Consider the following 26,373-nt stretch of genomic DNA (forward strand, 5'->3'; position numbering starts at 1 on the left):
CTGAAAGCTCGCGGATTTCGGACGGGGCTATCGCAACGCCGCCGCCTCCACCCCCAGCAGTTCGCGCAGGGCGCGTTGGCCGGTCTCCGTCACCTTCACCGCCCGCTCCGAGCCGATCCGTACGCACCAGCCCGTGTCCAGCGCGTGACGGCACAGGGCCGCGCCCGCGATGCCCGCGAGGTGGGGGCGGCGTTCGGTCCAGTCGAGGCAGGCCCGGGCCAGTGGGCGCCGGCCCCGCCGCGCCAGGGCGATCCCGGCCGACGCGAACCACGCCAGCCCCGCGTCGGTGAGCGCGAACCCCGTCTCCTGCTCCAGCAGTCCGCGCGCGGTCAGGGCGTCGGTGACCGCGATGCCGAGTCGCCCGGCGAGATGGTCGTAGCAGGTGCGGCCCCGGGCCATCGCCGAGCCCGCGCTCGACTCCCGCAAGGTCCGTGGCCGTACGACCGCGGACGGCGAGACCTGGGCGGCGAGGTCCTCCACCAGCTGGGCGACCCGGGCGTCGGCCAGCCGGACGTACCGGTGGCGGCCCTGGCGCTCCTCGGCGAGCAGCCCACCCGCGACGAGCCGCCCCAGGTGCTCGCTCAGCGTCGACGCGGCGACGCCCGCGTGCCGGGCCAGCTCGCCCGCGGTCCAGGCCCGTCCGTCGAGCAGCGCCAGCAGGCACGCGGCCCGGGTCTCGTCGGCGAACAGCGCGGCCAGCCGCGCCAGAGCCGTCGCCTGCGGGTCCCTCGTCGTCATGTCCCCAGCATGGAACACGGACGGTTCGGCCACCGCCGAAGGGTCCGAGACGCCGAACGCCCCTACGCCGTGCGCCGCACCTGCTCGTACTGCTGCGCCAGCCCGTCCAGCAGAGCCGTCAGGCCCGTCTCGAAGGCACGCTCGTCGATCTTCTCCTGCTGCTCGGCGAGGAGGTGGGCCTGCTGGAGATGGGGGTAGTCGGCGGGGTCGTAGGCGCTCGCGTCGTCCACGAAGCCCCCGGCGAAGGAACCGAGCGCGGATCCCATCACGAAGTAGCGCATCAGCGCGCCGATGGACGTGGCCTGCGCCGGCGGCCAGCCCGCGGCGACCATCGCGCCGTAGACGGCGTCCGCGAGGCGCAGTCCGGCCGGGCGGCGGCCGGGCCCGCGGGCCAGTACCGGCACGATGTTGGGGTGGTCGCGCAGGGCGGCCCGGTAGGAGACGGCCCAGTCGTGCAGCGCGGTCCGCCAGTCCCGGCCGCCCTGGAACATCGACAGGTCCACCTGGCCGCTCACCGAGTCGGCGACCGCCTCCAGGATCTCGTCCTTGGTGCGGAAGTGGTTGTACAGCGAGGGCCCGCTGACGCCCAGTTCGGCGGCGAGCCGCCGTGTGGAGACGGCGGCCAGACCCTCCGCGTCCACGAGCGCGCGGGCCGTCTCGACGATCCGGTCGGTGCTGAGCAAGGGCTTGCGCGGTCGGGCCATGGCGCACATAGTAGGGCTGCACGGCAAAACTAGCAGTGCTAATTTAAATGTACCGCTTTCAATGGGGTGGCCTGTGGTGAATCTGGAGCTCAGCGAGGAGCAGAGCGCGGTCCGGCAGCTCGCGCGGGACTTCGTGGAGCGCGAGATCACCCCGCACGCCGTCGCCTGGGACCGTGCCGAGGACGTCGACCGGGCGATCGTGAAGAAGCTCGGCGAGGTCGGCTTCCTGGGCCTGACGATCGACGAGGAGTACGGCGGCTCCGGCGGCGACCACCTCGCGTACTGCCTGGTCACCGAGGAGCTGGGCCGGGGTGACTCGTCCGTGCGCGGCATCGTCTCGGTCTCCCTCGGCCTGGTCGCCAAGAGCGTCGCCGCCCACGGCAGCGAGGAGCAGAAGCGCCGCTGGCTGCCCGGGCTGACCTCGGGTGCGTCGATCGGCTGCTTCGGCCTGACCGAGCCGGGCACGGGCTCGGACGCGGGCAACCTCGCGACCCGGGCGGTACGCGACGGTGACGATTTCGTCCTGAACGGCACCAAGATGTTCATCACCAACGGCACCTGGGCCGACGTCGTCCTGCTCTTCGCCCGCTCCACGGACGCCCCCGGCCACAAGGGCGTCTCCGCCTTCCTCGTCCCCACCGACACGCCCGGCCTGACCCGCCGCACCCTCCACGGCAAGCTCGGGCTGCGCGGCCAGGCCACCGCCGAACTCGTCTTCGAGGACGTGCGCGTACCGGCCTCCGCCCTGCTGGGCCAGGAGGGCAAGGGCTTCTCGATCGCCATGTCGGCTCTCGCCAAGGGCCGGATGTCGGTCGCGGCGGGCTGCGTCGGCATCGCCCAGGCCGCCCTCGACGCGGCCGTGCGGTACGCGGGGGAGCGCGAGCAGTTCGGCAAGACCATCGCCCACCACCAGCTCGTCCAGGAGCTGATCAGTGACATCGCGCTGGACGTCGACGCCGCCCGGCTGCTGACCTGGCGGGTCGCCGACCTGATCGACCGCGGGCAGCCCTTCGCCGTGGAGTCGTCCAAGGCCAAGCTGTTCGCCTCGGAGGCCGCCGTCCGCGCGGCGAACAACGCCCTCCAGGTCTTCGGCGGCTACGGCTACATCGACGAGTACCCGGCGGGCAAGCTGCTGCGGGACGCCCGGGTGATGACCCTCTACGAGGGCACGAGCCAGATCCAGAAGCTGGTCATCGGGCGGGCGCTGACAGGGGTCTCGGCGTTCTGAGTACGCGCCTGAGTACTTCGGCGGATGTGGCGCGGGCCACGTCCGCCGATGCTTTCCCCCATGAGTGACACACCGGGCAAGCAGCAGAACACGGCCGCCTTCTACGGCCAGGCCGTCGCCTCCTTCGCCGTCGCCATGGCGGCCACCGCGATCGGCATCTACCAGCTGAGCGCCGACGCCTGGGTGCGGGCCTTCCTCGCCATCGCCGTCCTGTACCTGGTCACCTCGGCCTTCACCCTGTCCAAGGTGATCCGGGACCGGCAGGAGGGATCTGGGGTGGCCCCCTCCTACGCTCCCTACGAGAAGCGCTGAGCGGCGGCACTAAGCGCTCGCTCACCTTCGGCGGTATGGTGTTCCTCCTGCCAGTGGAGAGGGGCGAGTGATGAGTACGGCGGAGGAGACGGCCGGCGGCGAGGCGCATGCGTGGGGCGAGGTCACGCCCGACGCGGCGCGGCGGCTGCTGGTCGCCGCGGTGGAGGCCTTCGCCGAGCGTGGCTACCACGCCACGACGACCCGCGACATCGCGGGCCGCGCCGGGATGAGCCCGGCGGCGCTCTACATCCACTACAAGACCAAGGAAGAGCTGCTGCACCGCATCAGCAGGATCGGGCACGAGAAGGCTCTGGACATCCTGCGGACGGCGGCCCGGCGCGAGGGCAGCCCCACCGAGCGGCTCGCCGACGCGGTGAGCTCCTTCGTGCGCTGGCACGCGGGCGGCCGCACCACCGCGCGGGTCGTGCAGTACGAACTCGAATCACTCGGGCCGGACGCTCGCGCCGAGATCCTCGCGCTGCGGCGCCAGGTCGACGGCGAGGTGCGCGGGATCATCGAGGAGGGCACGCGCTCGGGCGAGTTCGAGGTCATCGACGTGCACGGCACGACACTGGCCGTGCTCTCCCTGTGCATCGACGTGGCCCGGTGGTTCAACGTCGACGGGCCCCGGACTCCGGAGCAGGTCGGCGAGTTGTACGCCGAGCTCGTGCTGCGGATGGTCGGGGCCCGGGGTGCGACGGCCTGAGGGGCACAGGAGCACGGGCCTCAGAGGTAGTAGCGCGCCACCGACTCGGCGACGCAGACCGGCTTGTCGCCGCCCTCGCGCTCCACACTGAAGGCGACGGTCACCTGCACGCCGCCCGGCACCTCGTCGACGGCGCTGATCCTCGCCGTGGCCCGCAGTCGGGAGTTGACGGGCACCGGGGCGGGGAAGCGCACCTTGTTGGTGCCGTAGTTGACGCCCATCTTCACGCCTTCGACGCTGATCAGCTGCGGTCCGAACAGGGGCAGCAGCGACAGGGTCAGATAGCCGTGCGCGATGGTGGTGCCGAAGGGGCCGGCGGCTGCTTTCTCCGGGTCGACGTGGATCCACTGGTGGTCACCGGTGGCCTCCGCGAAGAGGTCGATCCGCTTCTGGTCGATGTCGAGCCAGTCGGTGTACCCCAGTTGTTCGCCCACCGCCGACTTCAGGTCGTCGACGGACGTGAAGATCCTCGGCTCTGCCATGTCTTCCAGGCCTCTCGTGTGCAGGGGGTCTGCGCGCTCAATCTCTAAGCGACTGCTTAGCATGGTCGGCCGCGGGGGCTGTGTCAACGGACTCGGTAGGGTTCGAGGGGTGCCCCAGATTCCAGAGAAGATCCATGAGCTCACGGTCGGCCAGCTCGCGGCGCGCAGCGGCGCGGCCGTCTCGGCCCTGCACTTCTACGAGTCCAAGGGCCTGATCGGCAGCCGCCGGACCTCGGGCAACCAGCGCCGCTACTCCCGTGACACGCTCCGCCGGGTCGCCTTCATCCGGGCCGCGCAACGGGTCGGCATCCCCCTGGCGACGATCCGCGAAGCGCTCGCGCAACTCCCCGAGGAGCGCACGCCCACCCGGGAGGACTGGGCGCACCTCTCCGAAGTCTGGCGCGCCGAACTGGAGGAGCGCATCGAGCAGCTGAACCGGCTCCGGGATCACCTCGCCGACTGCATCGGCTGCGGCTGCCTCTCCCTGGAGTCCTGCGTGCTCTCCAACCCCGACGACGCATTCGGCGAACGCCTCACCGGCTCCCGCCTGATGGTCGACCGGGGCGGTCGCCGCTAGTGACCTGAGTCAGAGATTCTTCGTCAGATCGGCGGCCCGCAGCCGGATGCTGTGCGGCCGCCAGGCCCGGCCCGGCCTGCTGGAGTCCGGCCGTCGGCACGCCAGGCAGCTTGCGAGAACTACCCGAAAATCTCCGACTCAGGTCTCCGAACGGCAGGCCCCGGCGCCCGCCCGGCTCGCCCCGTACTCCGCGAGACCGGCCGTGACCAGTTGCGCGTTCGACCTGGCCCGGTTCCCGTTCGGCAGGACCAGCATGTCCTCCAGTCCGATCCGGGTGGCCAGGCCCAGGCGGCCCGCGAGGCGCAGCACCGGCCAGGCGCTCTCGTCCTCGCCGTGCAGCAGCACCGGGTGCCCGTGCGCCGTCCCGATGCCGGACAGCAGTGCCCGGGCGGACGCGCCGGCGGTCGCCGGGTCCGGGTCGGTCACCTCCGCCAGGACCCTCAGTACCTTCGGCCCGAGCGGTGAGGCCGCGAACCGCGCGGTCCCGTCCGTGCCCGACCAGATGCCGGCCTCCACGCCCACCCCGCGCTCCAGGAGCAGTGCGGCCGTCTCCTCCGCCCCCGGCTCGTGCCAGTTGACCGAGGCGTGGTCGGGCAGCACGGTCCAGGCGCGTATCCGCTCCAGCCGGGTGGCGGGGTCGGGTTCCGCCCACGCTCCCGTGGTCACCCCGACCGGCACCGAAACGCGCTCCCGGATCGCCGACAGCGTCTGTTCGAGCACCCGGGGCGACAACGTGTCCCGCCCGCAAGGGGTCTTGGGGTGGACATGGAGGTCCGTCGCCCCGGCGGCGACGGCCTCCGCGGCCGAGTCGGCGATCGACTCGGGTGTCAGCGGCACGGCCGCACCGTCGGCGGCCGTCCGCGGACCGTTCAGGCACACCTGCGTCATGGTGTCGAGGGTGCCAGTCACCACCGACAGTGGGGGTGCGGCATCCCCGGCGCACCCCCCCGCGCACCCGCATCCGTCAAGCCGACACCAGCATCCTCGTCCGCCGGGCGTACGCCAGCGACTCGGGCGTGAGCACGGGGCGCGGCACCAGGATGCCGCAGTCCGTGCAGACCGGACCGGACGAAGGCTCGTGGTCCAGGTCGTACCTCCAGACCAGCCGCTGCCCGTCGCACACCGGGCAGGCCGAGCCCGGCGCGCGCTCCAGCGCGGCGATCAGCCGGCGCAGCACCTCGGCCAGCGGTTCACGGGGATGGACCGCCGGATCGTCGCACCACGCCACACCGAACCCGCCCCAGGTCAGCCGGTGCCAGTCGTCCACACTGCCCGGCCTGCGCAGCCCGTCGTGCTTCTCCTTCTTGCGGCGCTCGGCGAACTCGACCTCATAGGCCAGCCAGACCGCCCGCGCCTCCTCCAGCTCGTCCAGTGCGGCCACGAGCCGCACCGGATCGGGGGAGCGGTCCTCGGGACCGAACCCGGCCCGGGAGCACAGATGGTCCCAGGTCGCCCTGTGTCCGTAAGGCGCGAACCTCTCAAGGCACTTGCGCAGCGAATAACGCCGCAAGGCCAGATCGCACCGCGGATCGCGGACCTGTCTCGCCAGACTCCGGAAACCCGCCATCGTCCTGCACCTCCGTCACACCTGCACCTGTTTTCCGGTCACCTCGGCGTCGTCGTAAGGACGTCGCCGAATAGACGTATCGACAAGCGAATCGGCTCCATCCGATTTCAAATGGCCTCCATAAGCGGCCCGAAGAGGCTCACGAGTCGACTGCCGTGATCCGTGTGCCAGTTGTGCCGACTTCAAAAAGTGACGCTTGTTCATCTTCAAGCCGGGGGATACCGGCGGTAACATCCCGCCCACCCCCGTCGGGAGGAGCCCCCCATGCCACGGCGTGCCCCACGCACCGTTCTCGACAGAATGAGAACTCCCAGCGGAATCCCCGGGTTCCTGAAGACAGCATCGGTATGCACCCTGATCGCAGGTCTCTTGTCGCCGCTTGCCCCGGCCGCCGCCTCGGAAACAGCCACCCCCCAGGTCACAGCCGCGGCGAACGACCACTGCGGCAACCAGTGTTCGGACATCCTCCCGCCCGGCCAGAACGGCAACGCCACCCTCGCCCAGATCCTCCTCAACCAGGCCTTCGGCACCCAGCCCGAGCACGCCGAGGACCAGCTCGGGCCCTACGCGAACCTCGCCAAGGGCTACCCCGCCCTCACCAACGACAAGATCAACACCTTCTTCAACGACGCGTCCTTCGGAGTCCCCGCGGGCCAGGTCGCCTCCACCCTCAAACCCGCCGGACGCACGGACGTGACGATCGTCCGGGACAAGAAGTCCGGTGTGCCGCACATCACCGGCACCACCCGCTACGGCACGGAGTTCGGCGCCGGCTACGCGGCGGCCCAGGACCGGCTGTGGCTGATGGACGTGTTCCGGCACGTCGGGCGCGGTCAGCTGACCTCCTTCGCGGGCGGTGCGCCCTCCAACCAGGGCCTGGAGCAGCAGTTCTGGCGGCACGCCCCGTACAGCGAGGCCGATCTGCAGGCGCAGATCGACAACGCCGTCGCCACCAACGGCGAACGCGGACAGCAGGCCCTCGCCGACGTCAAGGCCTACCTCGACGGCATCAACGCCTACATCGACGCCTCCGACAAGGGACGCACCTTCCCCGGTGAGTACGTACTCACCGGGCACAAGGACTCAGTCACCAACGCCGGAACCATCCAGCACTTCAAGATCACCGACCTGGTCGCGCTGGCCTCCGTGATCGGCGCGCTGTTCGGCTCGGGCGGCGGCGGCGAGGTGAACAACGCCCTCTCCCTGATGGCCGCCCAGGAGAAGTACGGCGTCGCCGAGGGCACCAAGGTCTGGGAGTCCTTCCGGATGCGCAACGACCCGGAGGCCGTCCTCACCCAGCGGAGCGGCAGCTTCCCCTACGGCACCAAACCGGCCGACCCGCAGGGCACGGCCCTGCCCGACGCCGGCTCGGTGGAGCCCGAACCGCTCGTGTACGACCGCACCGGCAGCGCCGCGACGTCCGCCGCCACCGGCGCGTCCGGCCAGGCCGCGAAGAGCGCCACGTCGTCCGCCAAGCGCGGCATGTCCAACGCCCTCGTGGTCAGCGGCAAGCACACCGCCGGCGGCCACCCCGTCGCCGTGTTCGGCCCGCAGACCGGCTACTTCGCCCCCCAGCTGCTCCTGCTCCAGGAGATCCAGGGCCCGGGCATCAGCGCCCGCGGCGCCTCCTTCGCCGGCCTGAGCATGTACGTCGAACTCGGCCGCGGCCAGGACTACGCGTGGAGCGCCACGACCTCCGGCCAGGACATCATCGACTCCTACGCCGTCGAACTGTGCCAGGACGACTACCACTACCTGTACCGAGGCACCTGCACGCCGATGGAGAAGATCGAGCAGAAGAACGCCTGGAAGCCCACGGTCGCCGACGGCACCGCGGCCGGCTCGTACACCATGCGCGTGTGGCGCACGAAGTACGGCCCCGTCGAGTACCGCGCCACGGTCGGCGGCAAGAAGGTCGCCTACACCACCCTGCGCTCGTCCTTCCTGCACGAGGCCGACTCCATCATCGGCTTCCAGATGCTGAACGACCCGGACTACGTCAAGGGCCCCGAGTCCTTCCAGAAGGCCGTGCAGCACATCAACTACACCTTCAACTGGTTCTACGCCGACTCCGAGCACACCGCGTACTACAACAGCGGCGACAACCCGGTGCGCGCGAGCGGCGTCGACGCCGAGTTCCCGGCCTGGGCGCGCCCGGCGTACGAGTGGCGCGGCTGGGACCCGGCGACCAACACGGCCGACTACACCCCGCCCTCCGCCCACCCGAACTCCATCGACCAGGACTACTACGTCTCCTGGAACAACAAGCAGGCCAGGGACTACACGACCGCGCCCTGGGGCAACGGCTCGGTGCACCGCGGCAACCTCCTGGAGGACCGGGTGAAGAAGCTGGTCCAGCAGGGCGGGGTGACCCGGGCCGCCCTGGTGAAGGCCATGGCCGACGCGGGACTGGCCGACCTGCGGGCCGAGGACGTCCTGCCCGAGCTCCTGAAGGTCGTCACCAGCTCGCCCGTCACCGATCCCACCGCCGCGGCCGCCGTGAGCAAACTCCAGGCCTGGGCCGCCGCCGGCGGCAAGCGCACCGAGACCGCCGCCGGCTCGAAGAAGTACGCCGACGCCGACGCGATCCGCATCCTGGACGCCTGGTGGCCGCTCCTGGTCAAGGCCGAGTTCGAACCGGGCCTCGGCAGCGACCTGTACACGGCGATGACCGCCAACCTCCCCGTCGACGAAGCCCCGTCGGCCGGGCACGGCCCGACCGGCTCGCACGCGGGAAGCTCCTTCCAGTACGGCTGGTGGAGCTACGTCGACAAGGACCTCCGCACGGTGCTCGGCGAGCAGGTGAAGGGGCCGCTGGCCCGCACCTACTGCGGCGACGGCGCTCTCGCCGCCTGCCGGGACACCCTCGTCGGCACCCTGAAGGAGGCGGCCGGAAAGACCGCGGCCCAGGTCTACCCCGGTGACGACGTGTGCGCGGCGGGCGACCAGTGGTGCGCCGACTCGATCAACCACCGCACCCTCGGCGGCATCAAGCACGGCAAGATCAGCTGGCAGAACCGGCCGACCTACCAGCAGGTCGTGGAGTTCACCTCACACCGGTGACGCCATGCCCGGCGGCGGGTCAGCGAACCCGGCCCGCCGCCAGGACCAGCCGGGCCAGCTCCGCGTGCAGGATGTCGCTGTGCGCACCGGCCGGCGGCCCGCCGCGTCTGACCACCGCCGCCGCGTCGACGTTCACGCACCCCGAGGCGGGCAGTTTCGCCGCCAGGGCCTCGGCGAGGGTGTACGCGCGCGTGCCCGGCACCGCCCGCACCCCGCCGTACCCCATCGCACCCCACTTGGCGCCCAGCACCCGCCCCAGGAGCGGCTCCGCGACCGACCGGCTGTCGCCCGCCATCCGCGAGGCCAGCGGGTACATCGTGCCCAGGGCCGCGTCGTGCCGGGAGTGGCAGCACACCAGCGGCCCGTCGATACGGTTCTGCTGCCCCTGGAGCACCCCTCCGGCCCGGGCGTCGTGCGGCAGCCGGGCGGCGAACGCGTAGTGCGAGAAGGCCCCTTGCAGCAGCGTCACCGACTTCACCGTACGCACGCCCTCGGGCAGGCCCCGCAGCGCGAACGACACCAGCCGCGCGCCGAAGCTGTGCCCGACCAGGTGCACCCGCACCTTCGGAGCCGCCTGCGCGAGCTGCCCGACGACCCGGCCGAGCCCCCGCTCCCCGACGGTCCCCGCACGCCGCTTCATCGCGTAGTACGTCGCCTGCCGCAGCAGTTCGTGCGCGCCGTCCCAGGGGTTGGGGATCCGGAACCCCCGCGGCGCCCCGGACGCCTCCAGCTCCGCCAGCGCCCGCGCGAACTCCTCGCAGGCCGCCGCCGACGACCCGGCGAACATCCCCGGCTCGCTCTGCGGCACGCCCTCCGCCACCGTGTCCGCCGCGAACAGCGCCTGCGGCCCGGGCGCCACCACCTCCACCAGCGTCCGCACCAGCCGCCCGAACTCCTCCAGTTCCGCCGCCTCCGGCGGCTGCTGCTCCAGCAGCCGGGCGATCTGGTCGACCAGGATCGCCCGGCCCGGGAACGTCTCCAGCAGGGCGTGCCGGGTGTCCTTGTCCAGCTCCGGACGCCTCGCCGGCTCGGCCGCCACGGCCCGCGGGAAGTCCGGGATCGGCTCGTCGGAGAAGCGCATCGCCGGCCACAGCACCCCGACGTAGCCGACCCGGGCCGCCGGGGCCAGCCGCGGCACGGGCGCGAAGAAGCGGTCGTAGAGGCGGGTCGCGCCCGAGCGGTCGGTGTTCCAGCCGTGCGCGAAGACGACCAGGTCACGCACGCCGCGCTCCCGCACCCCGGCGAGCAGCCGGTCGCGCGCGCGGCCCCCGGGGTCCCCGTCCGCGTCGAAGGCCAGCTCCCAGTAGGGAGTCACACTCATCGCCGGATCCGCCATGACAGGCCCCCTGGTCCCCGGGTGACGCCACGATGTGGCGCATCGTCCTGCCAACGGGGGGACTTGGCCATACGTCACGGGCGCATTCGGCTCAGCGGTACAGCAGGTACGTGCGCCGCGTCCTGCGGAACGCCGCCAGCTCCCGCTGCCATCCCGCCACCACCTCGTCGGTGTCCGCGCCCGCGTCGATCATCGTCCGTACGAGGGCGGAGCCGGTGAGCTTGTCGATCCACTGGTCCGGGCGCCAGGCGAAACCGCTCCAGACCCGCTGGGCGGTGACGAGCAGGGCGATCCCCGTGCGGACCGGATCGAAGGCGGCCCGGTCGTGCACATGGACCTGCACACCGCCGATCGTCCTGCCCTGGAACTTGGAGAACGTCGGCGCGAAGTACGCCTCCCTGAACCACACGCCGGGCAGGGCGAGTTCGTTAGCCGCGGCCGCCCAGCGCCGGTCGACGCCCTCCGCGCCCAGCAGCTCGAACGGCCGGGTCGTGCCGCGCCCCTCCGACAGGTTCGTGCCCTCGAACAGGCACGTCCCCGAGTACACCAGGGCCGTCTCGGGCGTCGGCATGTTCGGGCTGGGCGGCACCCAGGGCAGCCCGGAGGCGTCGTAGAAGTCCGAGCGCCTCCAGCCCGACATCGTCACGGTCTCCAGCGGCACGGCCTCGGTCAGGAACTCCTCGTTGAACAGCCGCGCCAGCTCGGCGACGGTCATCCCGTGGGCCTGGGAGATGGGCTGCCGCCCGACGAACGTGGCGAACTCCTTGTGCAGCACCGGGCCGAGGGCCGCGCGGCCGCTCACCGGGTTCGGCCGGTCCAGCACGACGAACCGCTTTCCGGCGAGCTGGGCGGCCTCCATGCAGTCGTACAGCGTCCAGATGTACGTGTAGAAGCGGGCGCCGACGTCCTGGATGTCGAAGACGACCGTGTCCACGCCGGACGCGGTGAAGATGTCCGCGAGCGCCCGGCCGCTCTTGAGGTACGTGTCGTAGACGGGCAGGCCCGTCGCCGGGTCGTCGTAACGGCCCTCGGAGCCGCCGGCCTGGGCGGTGCCGCGGAAGCCGTGTTCAGGCCCGAAGACGGCCCTGAGGTCCACGCGCCGGTCGGCGTGCATGACGTCGACGATGTGGCGGGCGTCGCGGGTGATGCCGGTGGGGTTGGTGACGACGCCGATCTTCTGGTTCGCGAGCAGGGCGTAGCCGTCTTGGGCGAGGCGTTCGAAACCGGTACGGAGTTGCCTGCGGCGCTGGGCGGCGGAGGCGGTGGAGGTGGCTGATACGGCTGCCGCCGTGGCCGTGGTGATGACGGCTCGTCTGGAAGGGCGCATGCGGTGACCTCCTTGAGCGGGGACGGTCGGCATGGGCACGGTATGCGCTTCCGCGGGTTGTGGGGAGGCTGCGGGCCGGGTGTGGCCGGTCGCGCGGTTCCCCGCGCCCCTGGGGGCGCATCACCCCGCGCCCCTTTCCTGGTACATACCGACCGGTTAGTCTGGCGCTATTGCAGAGCCGCGACTGAGGAGACCGATGGTGGGAGCCTTTCAAGACGCCGGAGTCGTTGTCACGGGGGCGGGCGGCGGGATCGGGGCCGCGCTGGCCCGGCGGTTCGCCGCCGAAGGGGCCCGGGTCGTCGTCAACGACCTCGACGGCGAGCGGGCCAAGCGCGTCGCGGACGACATCGGCGGCATCGCCGTACCCGGCGACGCCTCGGGGATCGTCGGCGACGCCCGGGACGCACTCGGCGGGACCGTCGACGTCTACTGCGCCAACGCCGGTGTCGCCGCCGACGGCATCACGCCGGGGCAGCCGCTGGACGAGAAGGCATGGGCCCTGTCCTGGGACGTGAACGTCATGGCTCATGTGCGGGCCGCGCAGGAACTGCTGCCCGCCTGGCTGGAGCGCGGCAGCGGCCGGTTCGTCTCCACCGTCTCCGCCGCCGGGCTGCTCACCATGATCGGCGCCGCGCCCTACGCCGTCACCAAGCACGGCGCGCTCGCCTTCGCCGAGTGGCTGTCGCTGACGTACCGGCACCGAGGTGTCAGGGTCCACGCGATCTGCCCGCAGGGCGTGCGCACCGACATGCTGGCCGCCACCGGCAGCGCGGGCGACCTCGTGCTCCGGCCGACCGCGATCGAGCCGGAGACCGTCGCCGACGCGCTGCTGAAGGGCATCGAGGAGGACCGCTTCCTGATCCTGCCGCACCCCGAGGTCGAGGCCTACCACCAGGCCCGGGCCGGTGACCCCGACCGGTGGCTGTCCGGCATGAACCGCATCCAGCAGCAGTGGGAGGAGGCCCGGTGACCGAGTCCCGCTACGCCGCCAAGCCCTGGCTCGGACTGCTCGAAGACGCCCAGAAGGCCCCGATCAGCCCGGCCGGCTCCCTCGTGCACGCCCTGCGCGCCGCCGTGGCCGAGACGCCCGACCACGACGTCCTGGCCTACTTCGACGGCCGGCTCACCTACCGGGAGGTCGACGAGCTCAGCGACTCCGTCGCCGGGCACCTCGCCGCCCGCGGTCTCGGGCGCGGCGACCGGGTCGCGGTGCTGCTGCAGAACTCCCCGCACTTCGTGCTCGCCCTGCTCGGCGCGTGGAAGGCGGGCGCGGTCGTCGTGCCCGTCAACCCGATGTACAAGTCGGGCGAGGTGGCGCACGTCCTGCGGGACGGCGAGGTGGCCGCGCTGATCTGCTCGGACCGGGCCTGGGAGTCGTATCTGCGCGAGACGGCCGCCGACTCGCCCGTGCGGATCGTGCTCACCGGGTGCGAACTGGACTTCCAGAGCCGCGGCGACGCGCGCGTGCTGACCTTCGAGCGCCTGCCGCAGGCCCCCGACGCCGACGACCTGGTGACCGTGGCCCGGGCCGGGCACACCGTGCCCGGGGACCGTGATCCCGGCACCGGCGACATCGCGCTGATCAGCTACACCTCCGGCACCAGCGGCACACCCAAGGGCGCCACCAACACCCACGGCAACATCATGTACAACGCCGAGCGGCAGCGGACCGGCCTCGGGCTGCCCGAGCGGCCCGTGTACTTCGCGCTGGCACCGCTGTTCCACATCACCGGCATGGTCTGCCAGTTGGGCGCCTGCCTGAACAGCGGGGGCACCCTCGTGCTGGCCTACCGCTTCGAGCCGGGCGTGGTGCTCGACGCGTTCGCCGAGCACCGCCCGCACTACACCGTCGGACCCTCCACGGCCTTCATGGCGCTGGCCGCCCACCCCGCCGTCACCCGCGACCACTTCTCCTCCTTCCGGGTGATCTCCTCCGGCGGCGCCCCGCTGCCGCCCGCCCTGGTGGAGGAGTTCCGGGCCGGCTTCGGGCCGTACATCCGCAACGGCTACGGACTGACCGAGTGCACCGCGCCCTGCGCCTCGGTGCCGCCCGGCCTGGAGGCGCCCGTCGACCCGGTGTCGGGAACCCTCGCGGTGGGACTGCCCGGCCCCGACACGGTCGTACGGATCGTCGACGACGCCGGCGAGGAGCTGCCCTTCGGGGAGCAGGGCGAGATCGTCGTCCGGGGCCCGCAGGTCGTGCCCGGCTACTGGCGCCGCCCCGACGCCACCGCCGAGACCTTCCCCGGCGCCGAACTGCGCACCGGCGACATCGGCTTCATGGACGAACAGGGCTGGCTCTACGTCGTCGACCGCAAGAAGGACATGATCAACGCCTCCGGCTTCAAGGTGTGGCCGCGCGAGGTCGAGGACGTCCTCTACACACATCCGGCGGTGCGCGAGGCCGCCGTCGTCGGGGTGCCCGACGGGTACCGCGGCGAGACCGTCAAGGCGTACATCAGCCTGCGGCCGGACGCCGACACGGACCCGGATGCGCTCGCCGCCTACTGCAAGGAGAGACTGGCCGCCTACAAATATCCGCGCCAGGTGGAGATCCTGCCGGACTTGCCGAAGACGGCCAGTGGGAAGATCCTCCGTCGGGAACTGCGTTCCCGTACACACGGCAACTGACAGCAGAACGGAAAGGCAGGTGGCGGCAGTGCCCAGGACCACGGACTCGGACGGCACGCCCGTGCCTCAGCGGCTCCTGGCCGCCGCCACCCGGCTCTTCGCCGAGCAGGGCTACGACCGCACCTCGGTGCAGGAGATCGTCGAGGCGGCCGGCGTCACCAAGGGAGCGCTCTACCACTACTTCGGCTCCAAGGACGACCTGCTGCACGAGGTGTACGCGCGTGTGCTGCGCATCCAGCAGGAGCGGCTGGACGCCGTGGCCGGAGCCGACGAGCCGGTGGAGAAGCGGTTGCGGCACGCCGCCGCGGACGTCGTGGTGACGACCATCGAGAACCTCGACGACGCGATGATCTTCTGGCGCTCCATGCACCACCTCAGCCCCGAGAAGGACAAGCAGGTCCGCGCCGAGCGCCGCCGCTACCACGAACGCTTCCGCGCGCTGGTGGAGGAGGGCCAGGACTCGGGTGTCTTCTCGAAGGCGACCCCGGCGGACCTCGTGGTCGACTACCACTTCGGCTCGGTCCACCACCTGTCGACCTGGTACCGCCCCGACGGGCCCCTCACGCCCCAGCAGGTCGCGGACCACCTGGCCGACCTGCTGCTGCGCGCGCTGCGCCCGTAGCGGCCCTCCAGGCCGCCTCAGGTGCGGCCGTGGCCGCTCTCGGCGGGCGCCCCGGCCCGCTGGGGGCTCGTCAGGTACGCGTAGGTGCCGGTGAGTTCGAGCAGCCGCCGCAGTGCCGGACCGACGCCCTCCAGGTGGAAGGCGATCCCGTCCAGGCCGGTCGAGCGGTGGATCTCGAGCAGGGTCGACAGCCCCATGGAGTCGACCAGGTTCAGCTCCCGGCAGTCCAGGTGCAGATCCGTGACCTCCCGCCGGGCGCCGAGGGCGGTCCGCACCCGCCGCAGCAGTTCCGCGCACGTGTCGAAGTCCAGATCGCCCGTGAGGGCCAGGTGCACGGCGTGCGGGCCGGTGCCGTGGGAGGAGGTGGTCACGGAGTACGTCCAGCGTCTCGGGGTCAGGGGCGTCAGGCGATCGCGGTGCGTCCGGCGCCGAGGAGCCGGCGGGCGCGGGGGAAGTCGTGCAGCTGCTCCTCCAGCAGGTCCAGACACGGCAGCAGCGAGCGTGCCGGGACGCTCCGGGCGGTGAGCACCTCGGCGGTCCAGGTGAGGAAGCCGGTGAACACGTCGTCGGAGTCGACGTACAGGGCGGCCGTCAGGAAGTTGACGATGTGGGCGATGTCCTCGGCGGTGCGCTCACGCTGCTCGTCGCTGTAGTCCCGCATGGCGGGGATGTGCTCTTCGAGGCGCTGGAAGGTGTCGCGCACCAGGCGGGTGGAGGACCGGGCGACCAGTGTGTACTCCTGGTCGGCCAGGTGCGGCAGGTCGTCGGTCGCCTGGTGGGCGGGCACCGGCCGGGTCAGGGGCCCGGCCGCGAGCCGGTCCGCCGCCGCACGGGCGTCGGGCGCCCAGGCGTCGGCGCCCAGCAGCCGGGCGTAGCGGCCGTCGGCCCCGAAGGCGAGACCACCGGCCATGACCGGGGTGCCGGCGGCCTGGACGGCGGTGATCGCGCTGTGCGCGAGCGGCAGCCGGGTGGGCAGCGAACTGGACAGGCACACCGCGTCCGGTCCGGTGCGGTGGATGTGGCTGATCAGATGGGCGGTGGGGACCTGCGCGCCGAGGTAGTCCACCCGCCAGCCGCGCAGCCGCAGTGTCTCGGCCACCAGCCGGGCGGGCAGGGCGTGCCACTCCTGGTCCACACAGGCGACCGTGACGCGGCCCCGGCTGTTCGCCGGACGCCGCGCCGGCAGCACGGCGATGACCCGGTCGTTGATGGCGGTGGCGGCGTGCTCGTCGGCCACGCTCATACGGTTGGCGGCCCATTCGGAACCGACCTTGCGCTGTACGGCGCCGACGACGTCCAGCAGCACCGACTCGGGATCCAGGCCCGCGGCCAGGGCGTCGGTGACGACGTCGACGGCCGCGTACTCGTCTCCCGTGCTGACGGCGGCCCACAGCCGGTCGGCCCAGGGCGCGGACGCGGCGTCGTCGTACGGTGCGGCAAGACCGGCGCCCACGCCGTGGCGGCCCGGCCCGTCGTCGATGTCGGTGAGGCGTGCGGTCATGCCGTGTACCTGCCCCGGGTCGCCCCGTCCACCGCACCGAGGTGGGCACCGCGCGGTGCGGTGATGGCCAGGACGGCGATGTCGTCGTGGCGCCCGTCGCCGATCCACTGCGAGGTGACCATCTGCACCCGCTCCACGACCGCCTCGGCCGGCATGCCGGCGCATTCGGCCGCGGCGCGCTTGAGGCGCTGGTCGCCGAACATGGTGTCGCCCAGCGGGCCGCCCCTGGCCTCGGTGACGCCGTCGGTGAACAGCAGACAGGTCTCGCCCGGCGCCAGCCGGACCTGTGCGGTGCGGGAGGTGATGGCCGGCAGGACGCCGATCAGGGTGCCGCGGGTGTCGGCCTCCTCCACGGTGCCGTCCCGCCGGATGATCAGCGGCGCGGGGTGCCCGGCCGATGTCAGCCGCAGCACCACCTCGCGCTCCTCCCGGCGGACCGAGGCCATCACGAGGGTGACGAAGCGGGTGTGGTGGCTGGTGCGCATGGCGTTGTTCACCAGGCGCAGCATCCTGGCGTGGTCGTCGGCCATCGGCAGCAGCGCGTGCAGCGTGTTGCGGATCTTGCCGGTGAGGACCGCGGCCTCCAGTCCCTTGCCGGCCACGTCCCCGAGCACGACGAGGGTCTCGGGGGAGTCCTCGGCGGGCGGGTGGACGTCGTAGAAGTCGCCGCCGACGCGCTCGGTGTCCTTGCTGGCCCGGTAGCCGCCGGCGAACTCCACGCCCTCCGTCTGCCGCAGGGTGGGCGGCAGGAGCTCGCGCATGAGGGTGTCGGAGATCGAGTTCTGCTCCGCGTAGAGGCGGGCGGCCGACATCGCGGCCCCGGCCCGGGCGGCGAACAGCCCGGCCAGCGACTCCTCGGCCTCGCTGAACGCGCCCTGCTGCCTCCGGCGCAGCAGGATCAGCGCCCCGGCCGGCACGCCGAGCCCGGGCAGCGGTGTGATCACCAGCGAGCCGACCTCGCCGAATCCCTCCGGGATCACCCAGTCCGGGGCCGTCGCGGGGTCTATCCAGCGTGAGGGCACGGGCGGGAAGCCGCGCAGCGCCTCGGCCAGTCCCGGTACGGAGTCCGGTGCCGCGGACACGGTGCTGCGGGTGAGTTCGCCGCGGTGGTCGCAGGCGACCACCGGCAGAGTCCTGGCGGCGGTGGGCGCGATGACCAGGGCGGCGTCGGCCAGATGCTCGGTGGCCAGGCGCGCCGTGACCTCCATGCAGCGTTCCAGGTTCAGCGAGGCCAGCAGGGCACTGGAGGCCTCGGTGAGGAACCGGGTGCGCCCGCGCTCGGCCTCCAGCTCTCCCAGCGCGGAGCGGTAGGCGGTCTCCTCCATCAGCCACCAGGCCGTTCGGCCGCCCTCCGCAGCGGTGGGATGCGCCGAGAACGACCGGTCACCCACCGTCCCGCTGGCAGGGCCCGGCCGGGTCCGGTCGGCGGCGGCGAGCCAGGCGGGGGAGGTCAGCGGCCGGCCGACACGCGCCATCGGCAGCAGCGCGCCGGCCACGTCGTTGAGCTCGGCGACGTGCCCGTCCGCGTCGAGGACCACCACCGGGAAGGGGGCGGAGGCGGCACTCACCGTGCCCACCGCACCGCCGCGGGGCCTGGCCGGGGAAGAAGTCATGTACGGGGCCCCTACGCGTGACCCACACCTCACTTTGCGAAGACTGAACGGAACGGTTCTCGATGCACAGTCCCGCAGTGCGGTCCGGCGGTGCAACCGCCGGACGTCCCCGGAGCCCGGCGATGAGCGGTTCCGCGCCCCGTCCTCCCCCGAAACAGCACCCGTACCCAGACGGCCGCTCACCAGACAGTGCGAAGTTTCACACCTCGTTCACGTCCGGGCGCCCGGTTCGGGGCGATGCGGGCGGCAGGAGTGGCGGGGGGAAGCCCCGCGGCCCCTGTCGCCCGCGGTCCGTCACATGTACCGCTTCAGCTCCCGGCGGGCCAGTGAGCGCTGGTGCACCTCGTCCGGGCCGTCCGCGATCATCAGGGTTCGCGCGCCCGCGTACAGCTCCGCCAGGGGGAAGTCCTGGCTCACGCCGCCGGCGCCGTGGAGCTGGATCGCCCGGTCGAGGATGTCCACCACCGCCCGGGGCGTGGCGATCTTGATGGACTGGATCTCGGTGTGCGCGCCGCGATTGCCCACCGTGTCCATCAGCCACGCGGTCTTCAGCACCAGCAGCCGCAGCTGCTCCACCGTCACCCGCGCGTCGGCGATCCAGTTGTGGACCACGCCCTGCTGGGCCAGCGCCTTGCCGAACGCGGTCCGGGACACCGCGCGCCGGCACATCAGCTCGATCGCCCGCTCGGCCATGCCGATCAGCCGCATGCAGTGGTGGATGCGCCCGGGGCCCAGCCGCGCCTGCGCGATGGCGAAACCGCCGCCCTCCTCACCGACCAGGTTCGACACCGGCACGCGCGCGTGGTCGAAGATCACCTCGGCGTGACCGCCGTGGTAGTGGTCCTCGTACCCGAACACCTGCATGGCCCGCTTGATGGTGACGCCCGGGGTGTCGCGCGGCACCAGCACCATGGACTGCTGGCGGCGGATGTCCTCCCCGTCCGGGTCGGTCTTGCCCATCACGATGAAGATCTTGCAGTCGGGGTGCATCGCCCCGGAGATGTACCACTTGCGGCCGGTGATGACGTACTCGTCGCCGTCCCGCTCGATGTGCGTGGTGATGTTGGTGGCGTCGGAGGAGGCCACCTCCGGCTCGGTCATCGCGAACGCCGAGCGGATCTCCCCGGCCAGCAGCGGCTCCAGCCACTGCTTGCGCTGCCGCTCGTCGCCGAACTGGGTGAGCACCTCCATGTTCCCGGTGTCGGGCGCCGCGCAGTTCGTCACCGTCGGCGCCAGCTGCGGGGAGCGGCCCATGATCTCGGCGAGCGGCGCGTACTGGAGGTTGGTGAGCCCGGCCCCGTACTCGGAGTCCGGCAGGAACAGGTTCCACAGGCCCTGCCTGCGGGCCTCGGCCTTCAGTTCCTCCACCACGGGCACGGTCTCCCACGGCGAGGCCAGCCGCTCGCGCTGCTCGTGGGCGACCGCCTCGGCCGGGTAGACGTACTCGTCCATGAAGGCGAGGAGCTTGCCGCGCAGCTCTTCGGTGCGCGCGTCGAAAGCGAAGTCCATACGGATCAGCCCTCCTGGAGGCCTTCGTGAAGAGTGGTCAGTCCGTGCCGGACGAAGACGGGCACGAGGTCGCCGATGCGGTCGAAGCCCCGCCCGACCGTCTGGCCCAGCGTGTAGCGGTAGTGGATGCCCTCGAGGATCACGGCGAGCTTGAACCAGGCGAACGCCGTGTACCAGGAGACCGCGGAGACGTCGCGCCCCGAGCGCGCGGCGTACCGCTCGATCAGTTCCGCCGGCGCCGGATGCCCGGGTGCCTCGGCGGTCGTGGAGACGGGGGAGTCGGGCATACCGAGCGGCATGCTGTACATGACCAGCAGGCCCAGGTCGGTGAGCGGGTCGCCCAGCGTCGACATCTCCCAGTCCAGGATCGCGTTGATCCGGTCGTCCTCGCCGATCAGCACGTTGTCGAGCCGGTAGTCGCCGTGCACGACCGCCGGGGCGGGGGAGTCGGGCAGCTCGCGCCCGAGGGCGGCGTGCAGCTCGTCGATGCCGTCCAGGTCGCGGTTGCGTGAGGCGTCCAGCTGCTTGCCCCAGCGCCGCAGCTGCCGGTCCAGGAACCCCTCGGGCCGTCCGAAGTCGGCGAGACCCACCTCGCCCGGGTCGACCGCGTGCAGCTCCACCAGCGTGTCGACCAGGTTCAGCACCGCGCCCCGGGTGCGCTCGGCGCCGAGGGGGAGGAGCTGGTCGGCGGTGCGGTAGGGGGTGCCCTCGACGAACTCCATGACGTAGAACGGCGATCCGAGCACCTCCTCGTCCTCGCACAGCAGCACCGGCCGGGGCACCGGCACGGCGGTCGGGTGCAGTGCGCTGATCACCCGGTGCTCGCGCTTCATGTCGTGCGCGGTGGCCAGGACATGGCCGAGCGGGGGGCGTCTGACGACCCACCGGGCGGTGCCGTCGGAGACCGCGTAGGTGAGGTTCGACCGTCCGCCCTCGATCAGCCGGCCGGACAGCGGGCCGGTCACCAGGCCGGGCCGCTCGCGGTCGAGCAGGCCGCGCAACCGGTCGAGATCGAGTCCGGGCGGGTGGTCGGGGCTCATGCGTCGCTCCTACGGGGGAGGTGGACTGTTCCCGACTCATGATGCCGACCGGTCGGTATGTCGTCCAGAGCGGGACCGAAACGTGATCGGAGCCACGATAGGCCGACGGCTCCTCACCCCGCGCGACCGGGGAGGTTTCGGCCGGTTCGTTCAGGCCATCCGGCTTGCGTGGCGTCCCGCGAGCCCGGAAGGTCAAAGCCATGAAGGCCATCAGCTACTCACGGTACGGCGGACCCGAGGTGCTGGCGTTCGGCGAGGTCCGCGATCCGAAGGTCGGCCCCGACGCGGTGCTGGTGAAGGTACGGGCGGCGGCCGTGAACCCCGTCGACTGGAAGGCCCGCGAGGGCTACCTCGACGCGATCCTCGCCCCCGTCTTCCCCGTGGTGCCCGGCTGGGACGTCTCGGGCGTCGTCGTACGCCCCGGCGTGGCCGTGTCGGAGTTCGACGTCGGGGACGAGGTCTTCGGGTACGTGCGCGAGGACTTCCTCTCCCGGGGCACCTTCGCCGAGTACGTGGCCGCGCCGGTGCGCACCCTCGCCCGCAAACCGCGCAACCTCTCCTTCGAGGAGGCGGCCGGGCTGCCGCTGGTCGGGCTCACCGCCTACCAGGTGCTGCACAAGGTGCTCCAGGTGAAGCGGGGCGAGACCGTCCTCGTGCACGCCGCGGCCGGGGGCGTCGGCTCCATCGCCGTGCAGCTGGCCACCCACCTGGGTGCCCGGGTGATCGGCACGGCGAGCGGGCCCAACCACGACTTCGTGCGGGGCCTGGGCGGGGAGCCGGTGGCGTACGGCGAGGGCCTCGGCGAGCGGGTGCGCGGACTGGCGCCGGAGGGGGTGGACGCGGTGTTCGACACGGTGGGCGGGGACGCGCTGAAGGTCTCGGCGAACCTGCTGGCCCCCGAGGGCCGCCTGGCCTCGATCGCCGACAACGACGTCGTGAACTACGGCGGCCGCTACTACTTCGTCCGCCCCGACGCACAGGACCTCCAGCACCTGGCCGACCTGGCGGAGCAGGGCGTGGTGAGCGTGCACGTCGACGAGACGTTCCCCCTGGAGCGGGCGGCGGACGCGCACCGGCTGAACCAGGAGGGCCGCACCCGCGGCAAGATCGTGGTGACGGTGGACTGGGAGAACGAGGACGAGGACGAGCACGAGTGAAGCGCCCAGGGGGCCGGGCGCCTTGAATCGCCAGGGCTGGAGCCGGTGTCGGGGGCGCTTGGGTTGGAACTGGGGCCGTGGGGAGCGCCAGCGCCGGAACCGGGGTCGGGGAGCACCCGGGGCGGAAACGGTGTCCTGATCGCCCGGGGGCGGAACTGGCGTGTGACGGGCGCCCTAAAGCACCAGGGTCGCCCCGCACACCGCCATCGCCACCGTGCACAGCACCGCGGCCGCCGCGTGCCGAGGGGCGAACGCGGCGGGGCTCGGGGCGGTCGAGAGGGTGTGGATGCGCCGGTGGGCGATGCGCAGGAAGCCCAGCCACAGCACACAGCACAGCGCACACGCGACGATCCTGGCCGCCGACGCCCCGCCGTGCAGCACGGTCTTCACCGCGAGCACGGCGACGACCGAGCCCGACAGCGTCGTACGCCGCCACGCGAGCCGGGTGCGCTCGGGCTGCAACCCGGGATCGCGATCGGGGTCCGCCGGCCGGGCGACCGAGGTGCTCATCCCTCCCACCCCACCAGCACCACCAGGACCATGGCGACCGCCACGACCGCGACGACCAGGCTCAGCAGGGCGGGGAAGCGGGACACCGGCAGGTCCTCGCCCCGGCGCATGGCTCGTTCGCAGCGCACCCAGTGGTTGACCGCCCGCAGAGAGCACAGCACGCCCGCGGCCAGCAGAGCGAACGCCAGCCCGACCCGCCAGGCCCAGCGCAGGTCCGGCAGGAACTGGTCCACGGCGAAGCCGCCGCCGATCAGCGCGAGCGCGGTGCGCAGCCAGGCCAGGAAGGTGCGTTCGTTCGCCAGCGAGAACCGGTAGTCGGGCGTCTCGCCGTCCTCCCGGACCTCCGCCGGGGCGAACCACAACCGGACGTTCCGTACGAACTCGATCACGTGCGCGACCCTACCCGGGTGCCCGGTCCGCCTCCGCCTCCGCCTCAGCCGGCCGACCGGAACGCCTTGAGCCGCTCGTACGCCGCCAGCCCGTCCGGCACCCACTCCCAGTCGGCCAGGCGCCGCTCGACCTCCGCGTCGGAGAGGAAGGCGTACCAGGCCACCTCCTCGGCCTGCGGCCGGACCGGAAGCTCGCAGCGGACGTCGTAGACCGCGGACCACCAGGTTCGGCCGGAGCCGTCGTCGTAGAGGAAGGTGAAGAGGTGCCGCGGCTGCGGCAGACCGCTCACGCCCAGCTCTTCCTCCGCCTCGCGCAGCGCCGCCGCGTCGTAGGACTCACCCGCGCCGACGACGCCGCCCACGAACATGTCGTGCAGGGCGGGAAAGACCAGCTTGGTGGGGGTACGCCGATGCACGAAGATCCGGCCCTCGGCGTCCCGGGCCTGGATGAACACGCACCGGTGGCGCAACCCCCGGGCATAGACCTCCCCGCGCGGGCACTGCCCGACGACCTGGTCGTTCTCGTCGACGACGTCGAGGATCTCGTCAGCAGCACTCATGCCCTCATCCAAGCAGGACGCACGCCGCGGGCGACCCCGGTGGGCCCCACGCCCTGGGCCATGCGCCGTGGGAGCCCCCGGCGGCAGGCGCGCCTCCGGCGGCAGACGCGCCTCCGGCGGCAGGCGCGCCGCGGGCGATCTTGGTGGGCCCCACGCCCTGGGCAATCCTGGCACCACGCGCGCCGCCCGGGAAGTTCCGCGGGTTCATGCGCCGTGTGCGCCCCCGGCGGCAGGCGTGCCTCCGGCGATCTCGGCGGTACACGCGCCGCGGGCGAATCCAGGTGTCTCACGGGCCTCCGGCAATCCCGGCGGCACACGGGCCTCCGGCAATCCCGGCACGACCCGCACCTCAGCCGCCCTCGGCAGGCCAGCATCCTGACCGTCGGCAGGCCACGCACCCCGGGCCGCGTGCGCGCCCTCCGTCAGGACGCGCACCCCCGTTGCCCCCAGAAGGGCGCGCACACCCCGTTGGCTGGCCCCAGAAGGAGCCGCCCCGGCGTCACCGCTCCGTCAGGGGGACGCCGGGCTGATCGCGGGTGTGGGTGTCCGGGGGCGTTCCGGGGCGCCGTGCGGCATCGCCGGGTGCAGGCCCAGCAGGACGATGCCCGCGACCACGGCCAGCAGGCCGCCGGCCTCCCAGCTCAGGGCGACCGCGTCGGTGCGCAGCCGGTCGCCCAGGAAGCCGACGCCGCAGACGATCCCGGCGAGCGGCTGGGCCGCGGTCAGGGCGGGCAGCGACTTGCGCAGCGACGCCGTCTCGAACGCGCTCTGCACGAGGACCAGCCCCGTGACGCCCAGCGCCAGCACCGCGTACGGCTCCCAGCCGGTGAACAGCTCGGCGAGGCCGCTGTCGGCGACCTTCTGTCCGCTGACCCTGGTCAGCGCGTCCTGCACGCCGTAGAGCAGCCCGGCGGCCAGGGCCAGCAGCACCGGGCCGGAGCTGAGCCGGGACCGCTTGCCGTGGGTCGTGAGCAGCAGGGCGAGCCCGATCATGACCCCGATGATCAGCCACTGCCGCACCGGGTCGGCTGTCGCGGCACCGCCCTCCGGACGGCCCGCCACGATGAACGCGGTCACACCGCCCGCCAGCAGGAAGAGGCCGGCCCAGCCCTGGCGGCCGAGCGGCTGCCGGGTCTGCTTGCGGGAGAGCGCGAGCGCGAACAGCAGGTTCGTCGCCAGCAGCGGCTCCACCAGCGACAGCTCGCCCTGCCCGAGGGCGGCGGCGCCCAGCCCCATGCCGACGACCATCAGCGCGATGCCGCCGAGCCAGCGCGGCACCTTCACCAGGTCGAGCAGCAGCCGGAAGGAGAGGAAGTCGTTCAACGGGGCCCGCTGGGCCGCGTTCTGCTGGAGCACGAAACCGAAGCCCAGACAGCAGGCGGCACCCAGGGCGAGCGCCAGTACCAGAACCGACACGCGGTGTACCTCGATCATCAGGTCGGGTCACGATGGCGTAGGGGCCGACTGTACCGGCCGGCTCCGCCCGGCGCGCCCGTACGTCATGCCATCGTCGGGGGCGGCGACAGCCCACGCTATGACGTACGTCACAAAGGGCGAAACGGAAATATCGGATGCTCGCCCCACCCGCCTCTCGCGCCTCCCGGGTCACAATTCCCTCACAAGAAGCAACAGTTGACGCGTGTAACGCCCCAACGGCCCTTGACGCCGACCGTTGGCTGGGGGTTGGCTGTGCGTGATCAGTTCATGGCAGTGTGCATACCCGCACTCCCCCTGTCGCCGTGAGCCGGAACACAAGAAGAGCGCGTGAGGAAGTTCGCGGTGTCCCCACCCCCGCCTCCCCTCGGCCGTGGCCGCAGACGTGTGTCGCAGGCCTTCGACGAGGCCCTCGACGACGCCGAGCTCGTGGCCGCCCGCGCCGCACTGGCGCAGGGCCGCTGGCAGAACGCCCGTTCCCTCCTGGCCCACACCGGGGACGACTGGGACCGGCGCGGCCACCGCGTCACCGTCCTCGCCCGCGAACCCTCCTGCGCCGCGTGGGCCCGGGAGTGGCAGCTCGTCGAACCCGAGTCCGCCGACGCCGGCGTGCTGCTCGCCCTCGCCCAGGTCCGGCGCGCCCTGCACGGCAAGGTGAAACCGGCCCGGGCCCGCGAGGCCTGCCAGGACGCCGCGAGGCGCGCCCCCGCCGACCCCACGCCCTGGCTCGGCCTGCTCATGCTGGACTGCGCGGCCGGCGCGGACCAGGACGTGGTCCGCGGCTTCGAGGCGGTCCGCGCCCGCTACGCCGACCACCACCACGCCCACCACCTGATGGTCGCCCGGCTCGCAGCCCGCCGCACCGAGGCCGGCCCGGACCCGCTGCACGAGGTCTACGACTTCGCCAACTGGGCCTCCGAACAGGCCCCCGCCGACTCCCCGCTCGCGATCCTGCCGGTCATCGCGCACGCCGAGCGCTACCGCGTACTGGCCGCCGCCGGACACGCGAGCCCCGACCCGGCCGCCTCCGGCCACTGGGCGGGCCGCCGCGCCCGGCAGGTCATGAAGACCGCCTTCGACTGGTGGCTGGAGTGGGAGCTCGAAGGCCACCCGCGGCGGCTGATCGACCTGAACTTCCTCGCCCACGCCAAGTTCTGCGAGCGGCGGGGCGCCGAGGCCGCCGCCCTGTTCCACCGGATCGGCCGCCACGCCACCCCGGCGCCCTGGTCGTACCCGGACCGCGACCCGCACACCGCTTTCGCCGCCGCCCGCGCCGAAGCGCTCGGCACGGCCTGACCCCCCGACCGAAGAGCCGCGGCCTGACCCCCGACCCGAGAAGCCACGGCCTGACCCCCGACCCGAAGAGT

The 26,373-nt window shown here is 72.5% G+C and carries 26 protein-coding genes; 10 read left to right on the forward strand and 16 right to left on the reverse strand.

The features are described from left to right. Nucleotides 1-27: 27 nt before the first annotated feature. Together ACFZDE_RS28845 and ACFZDE_RS28850 are read right to left on the reverse strand one after the other, a co-directional pair. Nucleotides 28-738 carry a helix-turn-helix domain-containing protein gene (locus ACFZDE_RS28845; protein WP_391204645.1) on the reverse strand — a complete coding sequence of 237 codons (711 nt, stop codon included), beginning with the start codon at nt 736-738 and terminating at the stop codon, nt 28-30. Between the two features lie 62 nt (nt 739-800). Beyond that, a complete protein-coding gene (locus tag ACFZDE_RS28850; RefSeq protein ID WP_391204648.1) occupies nt 801-1,442 on the reverse strand; it encodes a TetR/AcrR family transcriptional regulator C-terminal domain-containing protein in 642 nt (213 codons plus the stop codon). A 76-nt stretch (nt 1,443-1,518) separates the two neighbouring features. Between ACFZDE_RS28850 and ACFZDE_RS28855 the strand changes: the two genes are divergently transcribed. The 3 genes from ACFZDE_RS28855 to ACFZDE_RS28865 all read left to right on the forward strand — a co-directional run bounded on the left by ACFZDE_RS28855 (nt 1,519) and on the right by ACFZDE_RS28865 (nt 3,688). Next, nucleotides 1,519-2,670, forward strand: a complete 1,152-nt coding sequence (locus ACFZDE_RS28855; protein WP_391204651.1) for an acyl-CoA dehydrogenase family protein — start codon at nt 1,519-1,521, stop codon at nt 2,668-2,670. Nucleotides 2,671-2,730: 60 nt separating this feature from the next. Continuing rightward, nucleotides 2,731-2,982 carry a YiaA/YiaB family inner membrane protein gene (locus ACFZDE_RS28860; protein WP_221760245.1) on the forward strand — a complete coding sequence of 84 codons (252 nt, stop codon included), beginning with the start codon at nt 2,731-2,733 and terminating at the stop codon, nt 2,980-2,982. Between the two features lie 70 nt (nt 2,983-3,052). Further along, nucleotides 3,053-3,688 (forward strand): TetR family transcriptional regulator, encoded by a 636-nt coding sequence (locus tag ACFZDE_RS28865; protein ID WP_391002691.1) that lies wholly within the window; start codon nt 3,053-3,055, stop codon nt 3,686-3,688. 20 nt (nt 3,689-3,708) lie between these two features. Here the strand turns inward: ACFZDE_RS28865 and ACFZDE_RS28870 are convergent, their stop codons facing one another. Further along, nucleotides 3,709-4,170, reverse strand: coding sequence for a MaoC/PaaZ C-terminal domain-containing protein (locus tag ACFZDE_RS28870; protein ID WP_391002689.1), 462 nt, complete (start codon nt 4,168-4,170; stop codon nt 3,709-3,711). Nucleotides 4,171-4,279: 109 nt separating this feature from the next. Here ACFZDE_RS28870 and soxR point away from each other — a divergent pair, with 109 nt between their 5' ends. Next, nucleotides 4,280-4,747 (forward strand): redox-sensitive transcriptional activator SoxR, encoded by a 468-nt coding sequence (soxR, locus tag ACFZDE_RS28875; RefSeq protein ID WP_391002687.1) that lies wholly within the window; start codon nt 4,280-4,282, stop codon nt 4,745-4,747. A 138-nt stretch (nt 4,748-4,885) separates the two neighbouring features. Here soxR and ACFZDE_RS28880 read toward each other — a convergent pair whose 3' ends face one another. After that, on the reverse strand, nt 4,886-5,635 hold the full coding sequence (locus ACFZDE_RS28880) for a 3-keto-5-aminohexanoate cleavage protein (RefSeq protein WP_391205030.1): 750 nt from the start codon (nt 5,633-5,635) through the stop codon (nt 4,886-4,888). Nucleotides 5,636-5,711: 76 nt separating this feature from the next. Continuing rightward, nucleotides 5,712-6,314, reverse strand: a complete 603-nt coding sequence (locus tag ACFZDE_RS28885; protein ID WP_391002685.1) for a hypothetical protein — start codon at nt 6,312-6,314, stop codon at nt 5,712-5,714. A 264-nt stretch (nt 6,315-6,578) separates the two neighbouring features. Between ACFZDE_RS28885 and ACFZDE_RS28890 the strand changes: the two genes are divergently transcribed. Continuing rightward, nucleotides 6,579-9,377, forward strand: coding sequence for a penicillin acylase family protein (locus ACFZDE_RS28890; RefSeq protein WP_391204654.1), 2,799 nt, complete (start codon nt 6,579-6,581; stop codon nt 9,375-9,377). Between the two features lie 19 nt (nt 9,378-9,396). Here ACFZDE_RS28890 and ACFZDE_RS28895 read toward each other — a convergent pair whose 3' ends face one another. Beyond that, nucleotides 9,397-10,713 (reverse strand): serine-threonine protein kinase, encoded by a 1,317-nt coding sequence (locus ACFZDE_RS28895; protein WP_391204657.1) that lies wholly within the window; start codon nt 10,711-10,713, stop codon nt 9,397-9,399. A gap of 91 nt (nt 10,714-10,804) precedes the next feature. Next, entirely contained in the window at nt 10,805-12,040 is a 1,236-nt protein-coding gene (locus ACFZDE_RS28900) for an exo-beta-N-acetylmuramidase NamZ domain-containing protein (RefSeq protein ID WP_391204660.1), read from the reverse strand. Between the two features lie 196 nt (nt 12,041-12,236). On the opposite strand from ACFZDE_RS28900, the gene ACFZDE_RS28905 reads away from it, so the two are divergent. Genes ACFZDE_RS28905 through ACFZDE_RS28915 form a run of 3 tightly spaced genes read left to right on the forward strand, consistent with a single transcriptional unit; the run spans nt 12,237 to nt 15,293 of the window. After that, on the forward strand, nt 12,237-13,010 hold the full coding sequence (locus ACFZDE_RS28905) for an SDR family NAD(P)-dependent oxidoreductase (protein ID WP_391002677.1): 774 nt from the start codon (nt 12,237-12,239) through the stop codon (nt 13,008-13,010). Beyond that, nucleotides 13,007-14,671, forward strand: a complete 1,665-nt coding sequence (locus ACFZDE_RS28910; protein WP_391204663.1) for an AMP-binding protein — start codon at nt 13,007-13,009, stop codon at nt 14,669-14,671. The genes ACFZDE_RS28905 and ACFZDE_RS28910 overlap by 4 nt, the downstream gene beginning before the upstream one ends. Nucleotides 14,672-14,699: 28 nt before the next feature. Beyond that, nucleotides 14,700-15,293, forward strand: coding sequence for a TetR family transcriptional regulator (locus ACFZDE_RS28915; RefSeq protein WP_391002673.1), 594 nt, complete (start codon nt 14,700-14,702; stop codon nt 15,291-15,293). A 17-nt stretch (nt 15,294-15,310) separates the two neighbouring features. Here ACFZDE_RS28915 and ACFZDE_RS28920 read toward each other — a convergent pair whose 3' ends face one another. The 5 genes from ACFZDE_RS28920 to ACFZDE_RS28940 all read right to left on the reverse strand — a co-directional run bounded on the left by ACFZDE_RS28920 (nt 15,311) and on the right by ACFZDE_RS28940 (nt 20,956). Continuing rightward, a complete protein-coding gene (locus ACFZDE_RS28920; RefSeq protein WP_391204666.1) occupies nt 15,311-15,664 on the reverse strand; it encodes an STAS domain-containing protein in 354 nt (117 codons plus the stop codon). Between the two features lie 32 nt (nt 15,665-15,696). Then, nucleotides 15,697-16,794 (reverse strand): cobalamin-dependent protein, encoded by a 1,098-nt coding sequence (locus ACFZDE_RS28925; RefSeq protein WP_391204670.1) that lies wholly within the window; start codon nt 16,792-16,794, stop codon nt 15,697-15,699. After that, nucleotides 16,791-18,407, reverse strand: coding sequence for a SpoIIE family protein phosphatase (locus ACFZDE_RS28930; RefSeq protein ID WP_391204673.1), 1,617 nt, complete (start codon nt 18,405-18,407; stop codon nt 16,791-16,793). The genes ACFZDE_RS28925 and ACFZDE_RS28930 overlap by 4 nt, the downstream gene beginning before the upstream one ends. A 294-nt stretch (nt 18,408-18,701) precedes the next feature. Next, a complete protein-coding gene (locus ACFZDE_RS28935) occupies nt 18,702-19,916 on the reverse strand; it encodes an acyl-CoA dehydrogenase family protein (RefSeq protein WP_391002664.1) in 1,215 nt (404 codons plus the stop codon). Nucleotides 19,917-19,921: 5 nt separating this feature from the next. Then, a complete protein-coding gene (locus tag ACFZDE_RS28940) occupies nt 19,922-20,956 on the reverse strand; it encodes a phosphotransferase (RefSeq protein WP_391204676.1) in 1,035 nt (344 codons plus the stop codon). A gap of 200 nt (nt 20,957-21,156) precedes the next feature. On the opposite strand from ACFZDE_RS28940, the gene ACFZDE_RS28945 reads away from it, so the two are divergent. After that, nucleotides 21,157-22,113 (forward strand): zinc-binding dehydrogenase, encoded by a 957-nt coding sequence (locus ACFZDE_RS28945; RefSeq protein ID WP_391204679.1) that lies wholly within the window; start codon nt 21,157-21,159, stop codon nt 22,111-22,113. A 174-nt stretch (nt 22,114-22,287) separates the two neighbouring features. Here the strand turns inward: ACFZDE_RS28945 and ACFZDE_RS28950 are convergent, their stop codons facing one another. From ACFZDE_RS28950 to ACFZDE_RS28965, 4 genes are all read right to left on the reverse strand, one after another. Then, entirely contained in the window at nt 22,288-22,623 is a 336-nt protein-coding gene (locus ACFZDE_RS28950) for a DUF202 domain-containing protein (protein WP_391204682.1), read from the reverse strand. After that, nucleotides 22,620-23,012, reverse strand: coding sequence for a DUF202 domain-containing protein (locus ACFZDE_RS28955; protein ID WP_391002656.1), 393 nt, complete (start codon nt 23,010-23,012; stop codon nt 22,620-22,622). The genes ACFZDE_RS28950 and ACFZDE_RS28955 overlap by 4 nt, the downstream gene beginning before the upstream one ends. A gap of 44 nt (nt 23,013-23,056) precedes the next feature. Beyond that, on the reverse strand, nt 23,057-23,572 hold the full coding sequence (locus ACFZDE_RS28960; protein ID WP_391204685.1) for an NUDIX domain-containing protein: 516 nt from the start codon (nt 23,570-23,572) through the stop codon (nt 23,057-23,059). A gap of 510 nt (nt 23,573-24,082) precedes the next feature. After that, nucleotides 24,083-25,006, reverse strand: coding sequence for a DMT family transporter (locus tag ACFZDE_RS28965; RefSeq protein WP_391002652.1), 924 nt, complete (start codon nt 25,004-25,006; stop codon nt 24,083-24,085). Between the two features lie 345 nt (nt 25,007-25,351). Here ACFZDE_RS28965 and ACFZDE_RS28970 point away from each other — a divergent pair, with 345 nt between their 5' ends. Next, complete coding sequence (locus ACFZDE_RS28970) at nt 25,352-26,302, forward strand: hypothetical protein (RefSeq protein WP_391002918.1); 951 nt, start codon at nt 25,352-25,354, stop codon at nt 26,300-26,302. The last annotated feature ends 71 nt before the right edge of the window (nt 26,303-26,373 follow it).

Origin of the sequence: Streptomyces sp. NPDC007929, assembly GCF_042959065.1 — a bacterium.
In the GTDB taxonomy this organism is placed as follows: Bacteria; Actinomycetota; Actinomycetes; order Streptomycetales; family Streptomycetaceae; genus Streptomyces.

Excerpts from the sequence above, each read along its gene's own strand:
- ACFZDE_RS28945 (WP_391204679.1), top strand. The coding sequence starts at position 21,157 with ATGAAGGCCATCAGCTACTCACGGTACGGCGGACCCGAGGTGCTGGCG.
- ACFZDE_RS28885 (WP_391002685.1), bottom strand. The coding sequence starts at position 6,314 with ATGGCGGGTTTCCGGAGTCTGGCGAGACAGGTCCGCGATCCGCGGTGC.
- ACFZDE_RS28895 (WP_391204657.1), bottom strand. The coding sequence starts at position 10,713 with ATGGCGGATCCGGCGATGAGTGTGACTCCCTACTGGGAGCTGGCCTTC.
- ACFZDE_RS28880 (WP_391205030.1), bottom strand. The coding sequence starts at position 5,635 with ATGACGCAGGTGTGCCTGAACGGTCCGCGGACGGCCGCCGACGGTGCG.
- ACFZDE_RS28900 (WP_391204660.1), bottom strand. The coding sequence starts at position 12,040 with ATGCGCCCTTCCAGACGAGCCGTCATCACCACGGCCACGGCGGCAGCC.
- ACFZDE_RS28870 (WP_391002689.1), bottom strand. The coding sequence starts at position 4,170 with ATGGCAGAGCCGAGGATCTTCACGTCCGTCGACGACCTGAAGTCGGCG.
- ACFZDE_RS28845 (WP_391204645.1), bottom strand. The coding sequence starts at position 738 with ATGACGACGAGGGACCCGCAGGCGACGGCTCTGGCGCGGCTGGCCGCG.
- ACFZDE_RS28865 (WP_391002691.1), top strand. The coding sequence starts at position 3,053 with ATGAGTACGGCGGAGGAGACGGCCGGCGGCGAGGCGCATGCGTGGGGC.
- ACFZDE_RS28860 (WP_221760245.1), top strand. The coding sequence starts at position 2,731 with ATGAGTGACACACCGGGCAAGCAGCAGAACACGGCCGCCTTCTACGGC.
- ACFZDE_RS28965 (WP_391002652.1), bottom strand. The coding sequence starts at position 25,006 with ATGATCGAGGTACACCGCGTGTCGGTTCTGGTACTGGCGCTCGCCCTG.
- ACFZDE_RS28925 (WP_391204670.1), bottom strand. The coding sequence starts at position 16,794 with ATGACCGCACGCCTCACCGACATCGACGACGGGCCGGGCCGCCACGGC.
- ACFZDE_RS28960 (WP_391204685.1), bottom strand. The coding sequence starts at position 23,572 with ATGAGTGCTGCTGACGAGATCCTCGACGTCGTCGACGAGAACGACCAG.
- ACFZDE_RS28890 (WP_391204654.1), top strand. The coding sequence starts at position 6,579 with ATGCCACGGCGTGCCCCACGCACCGTTCTCGACAGAATGAGAACTCCC.
- ACFZDE_RS28850 (WP_391204648.1), bottom strand. The coding sequence starts at position 1,442 with ATGGCCCGACCGCGCAAGCCCTTGCTCAGCACCGACCGGATCGTCGAG.
- ACFZDE_RS28930 (WP_391204673.1), bottom strand. The coding sequence starts at position 18,407 with ATGACTTCTTCCCCGGCCAGGCCCCGCGGCGGTGCGGTGGGCACGGTG.
- ACFZDE_RS28935 (WP_391002664.1), bottom strand. The coding sequence starts at position 19,916 with ATGGACTTCGCTTTCGACGCGCGCACCGAAGAGCTGCGCGGCAAGCTC.
- ACFZDE_RS28940 (WP_391204676.1), bottom strand. The coding sequence starts at position 20,956 with ATGAGCCCCGACCACCCGCCCGGACTCGATCTCGACCGGTTGCGCGGC.
- ACFZDE_RS28905 (WP_391002677.1), top strand. The coding sequence starts at position 12,237 with ATGGTGGGAGCCTTTCAAGACGCCGGAGTCGTTGTCACGGGGGCGGGC.
- ACFZDE_RS28950 (WP_391204682.1), bottom strand. The coding sequence starts at position 22,623 with ATGAGCACCTCGGTCGCCCGGCCGGCGGACCCCGATCGCGATCCCGGG.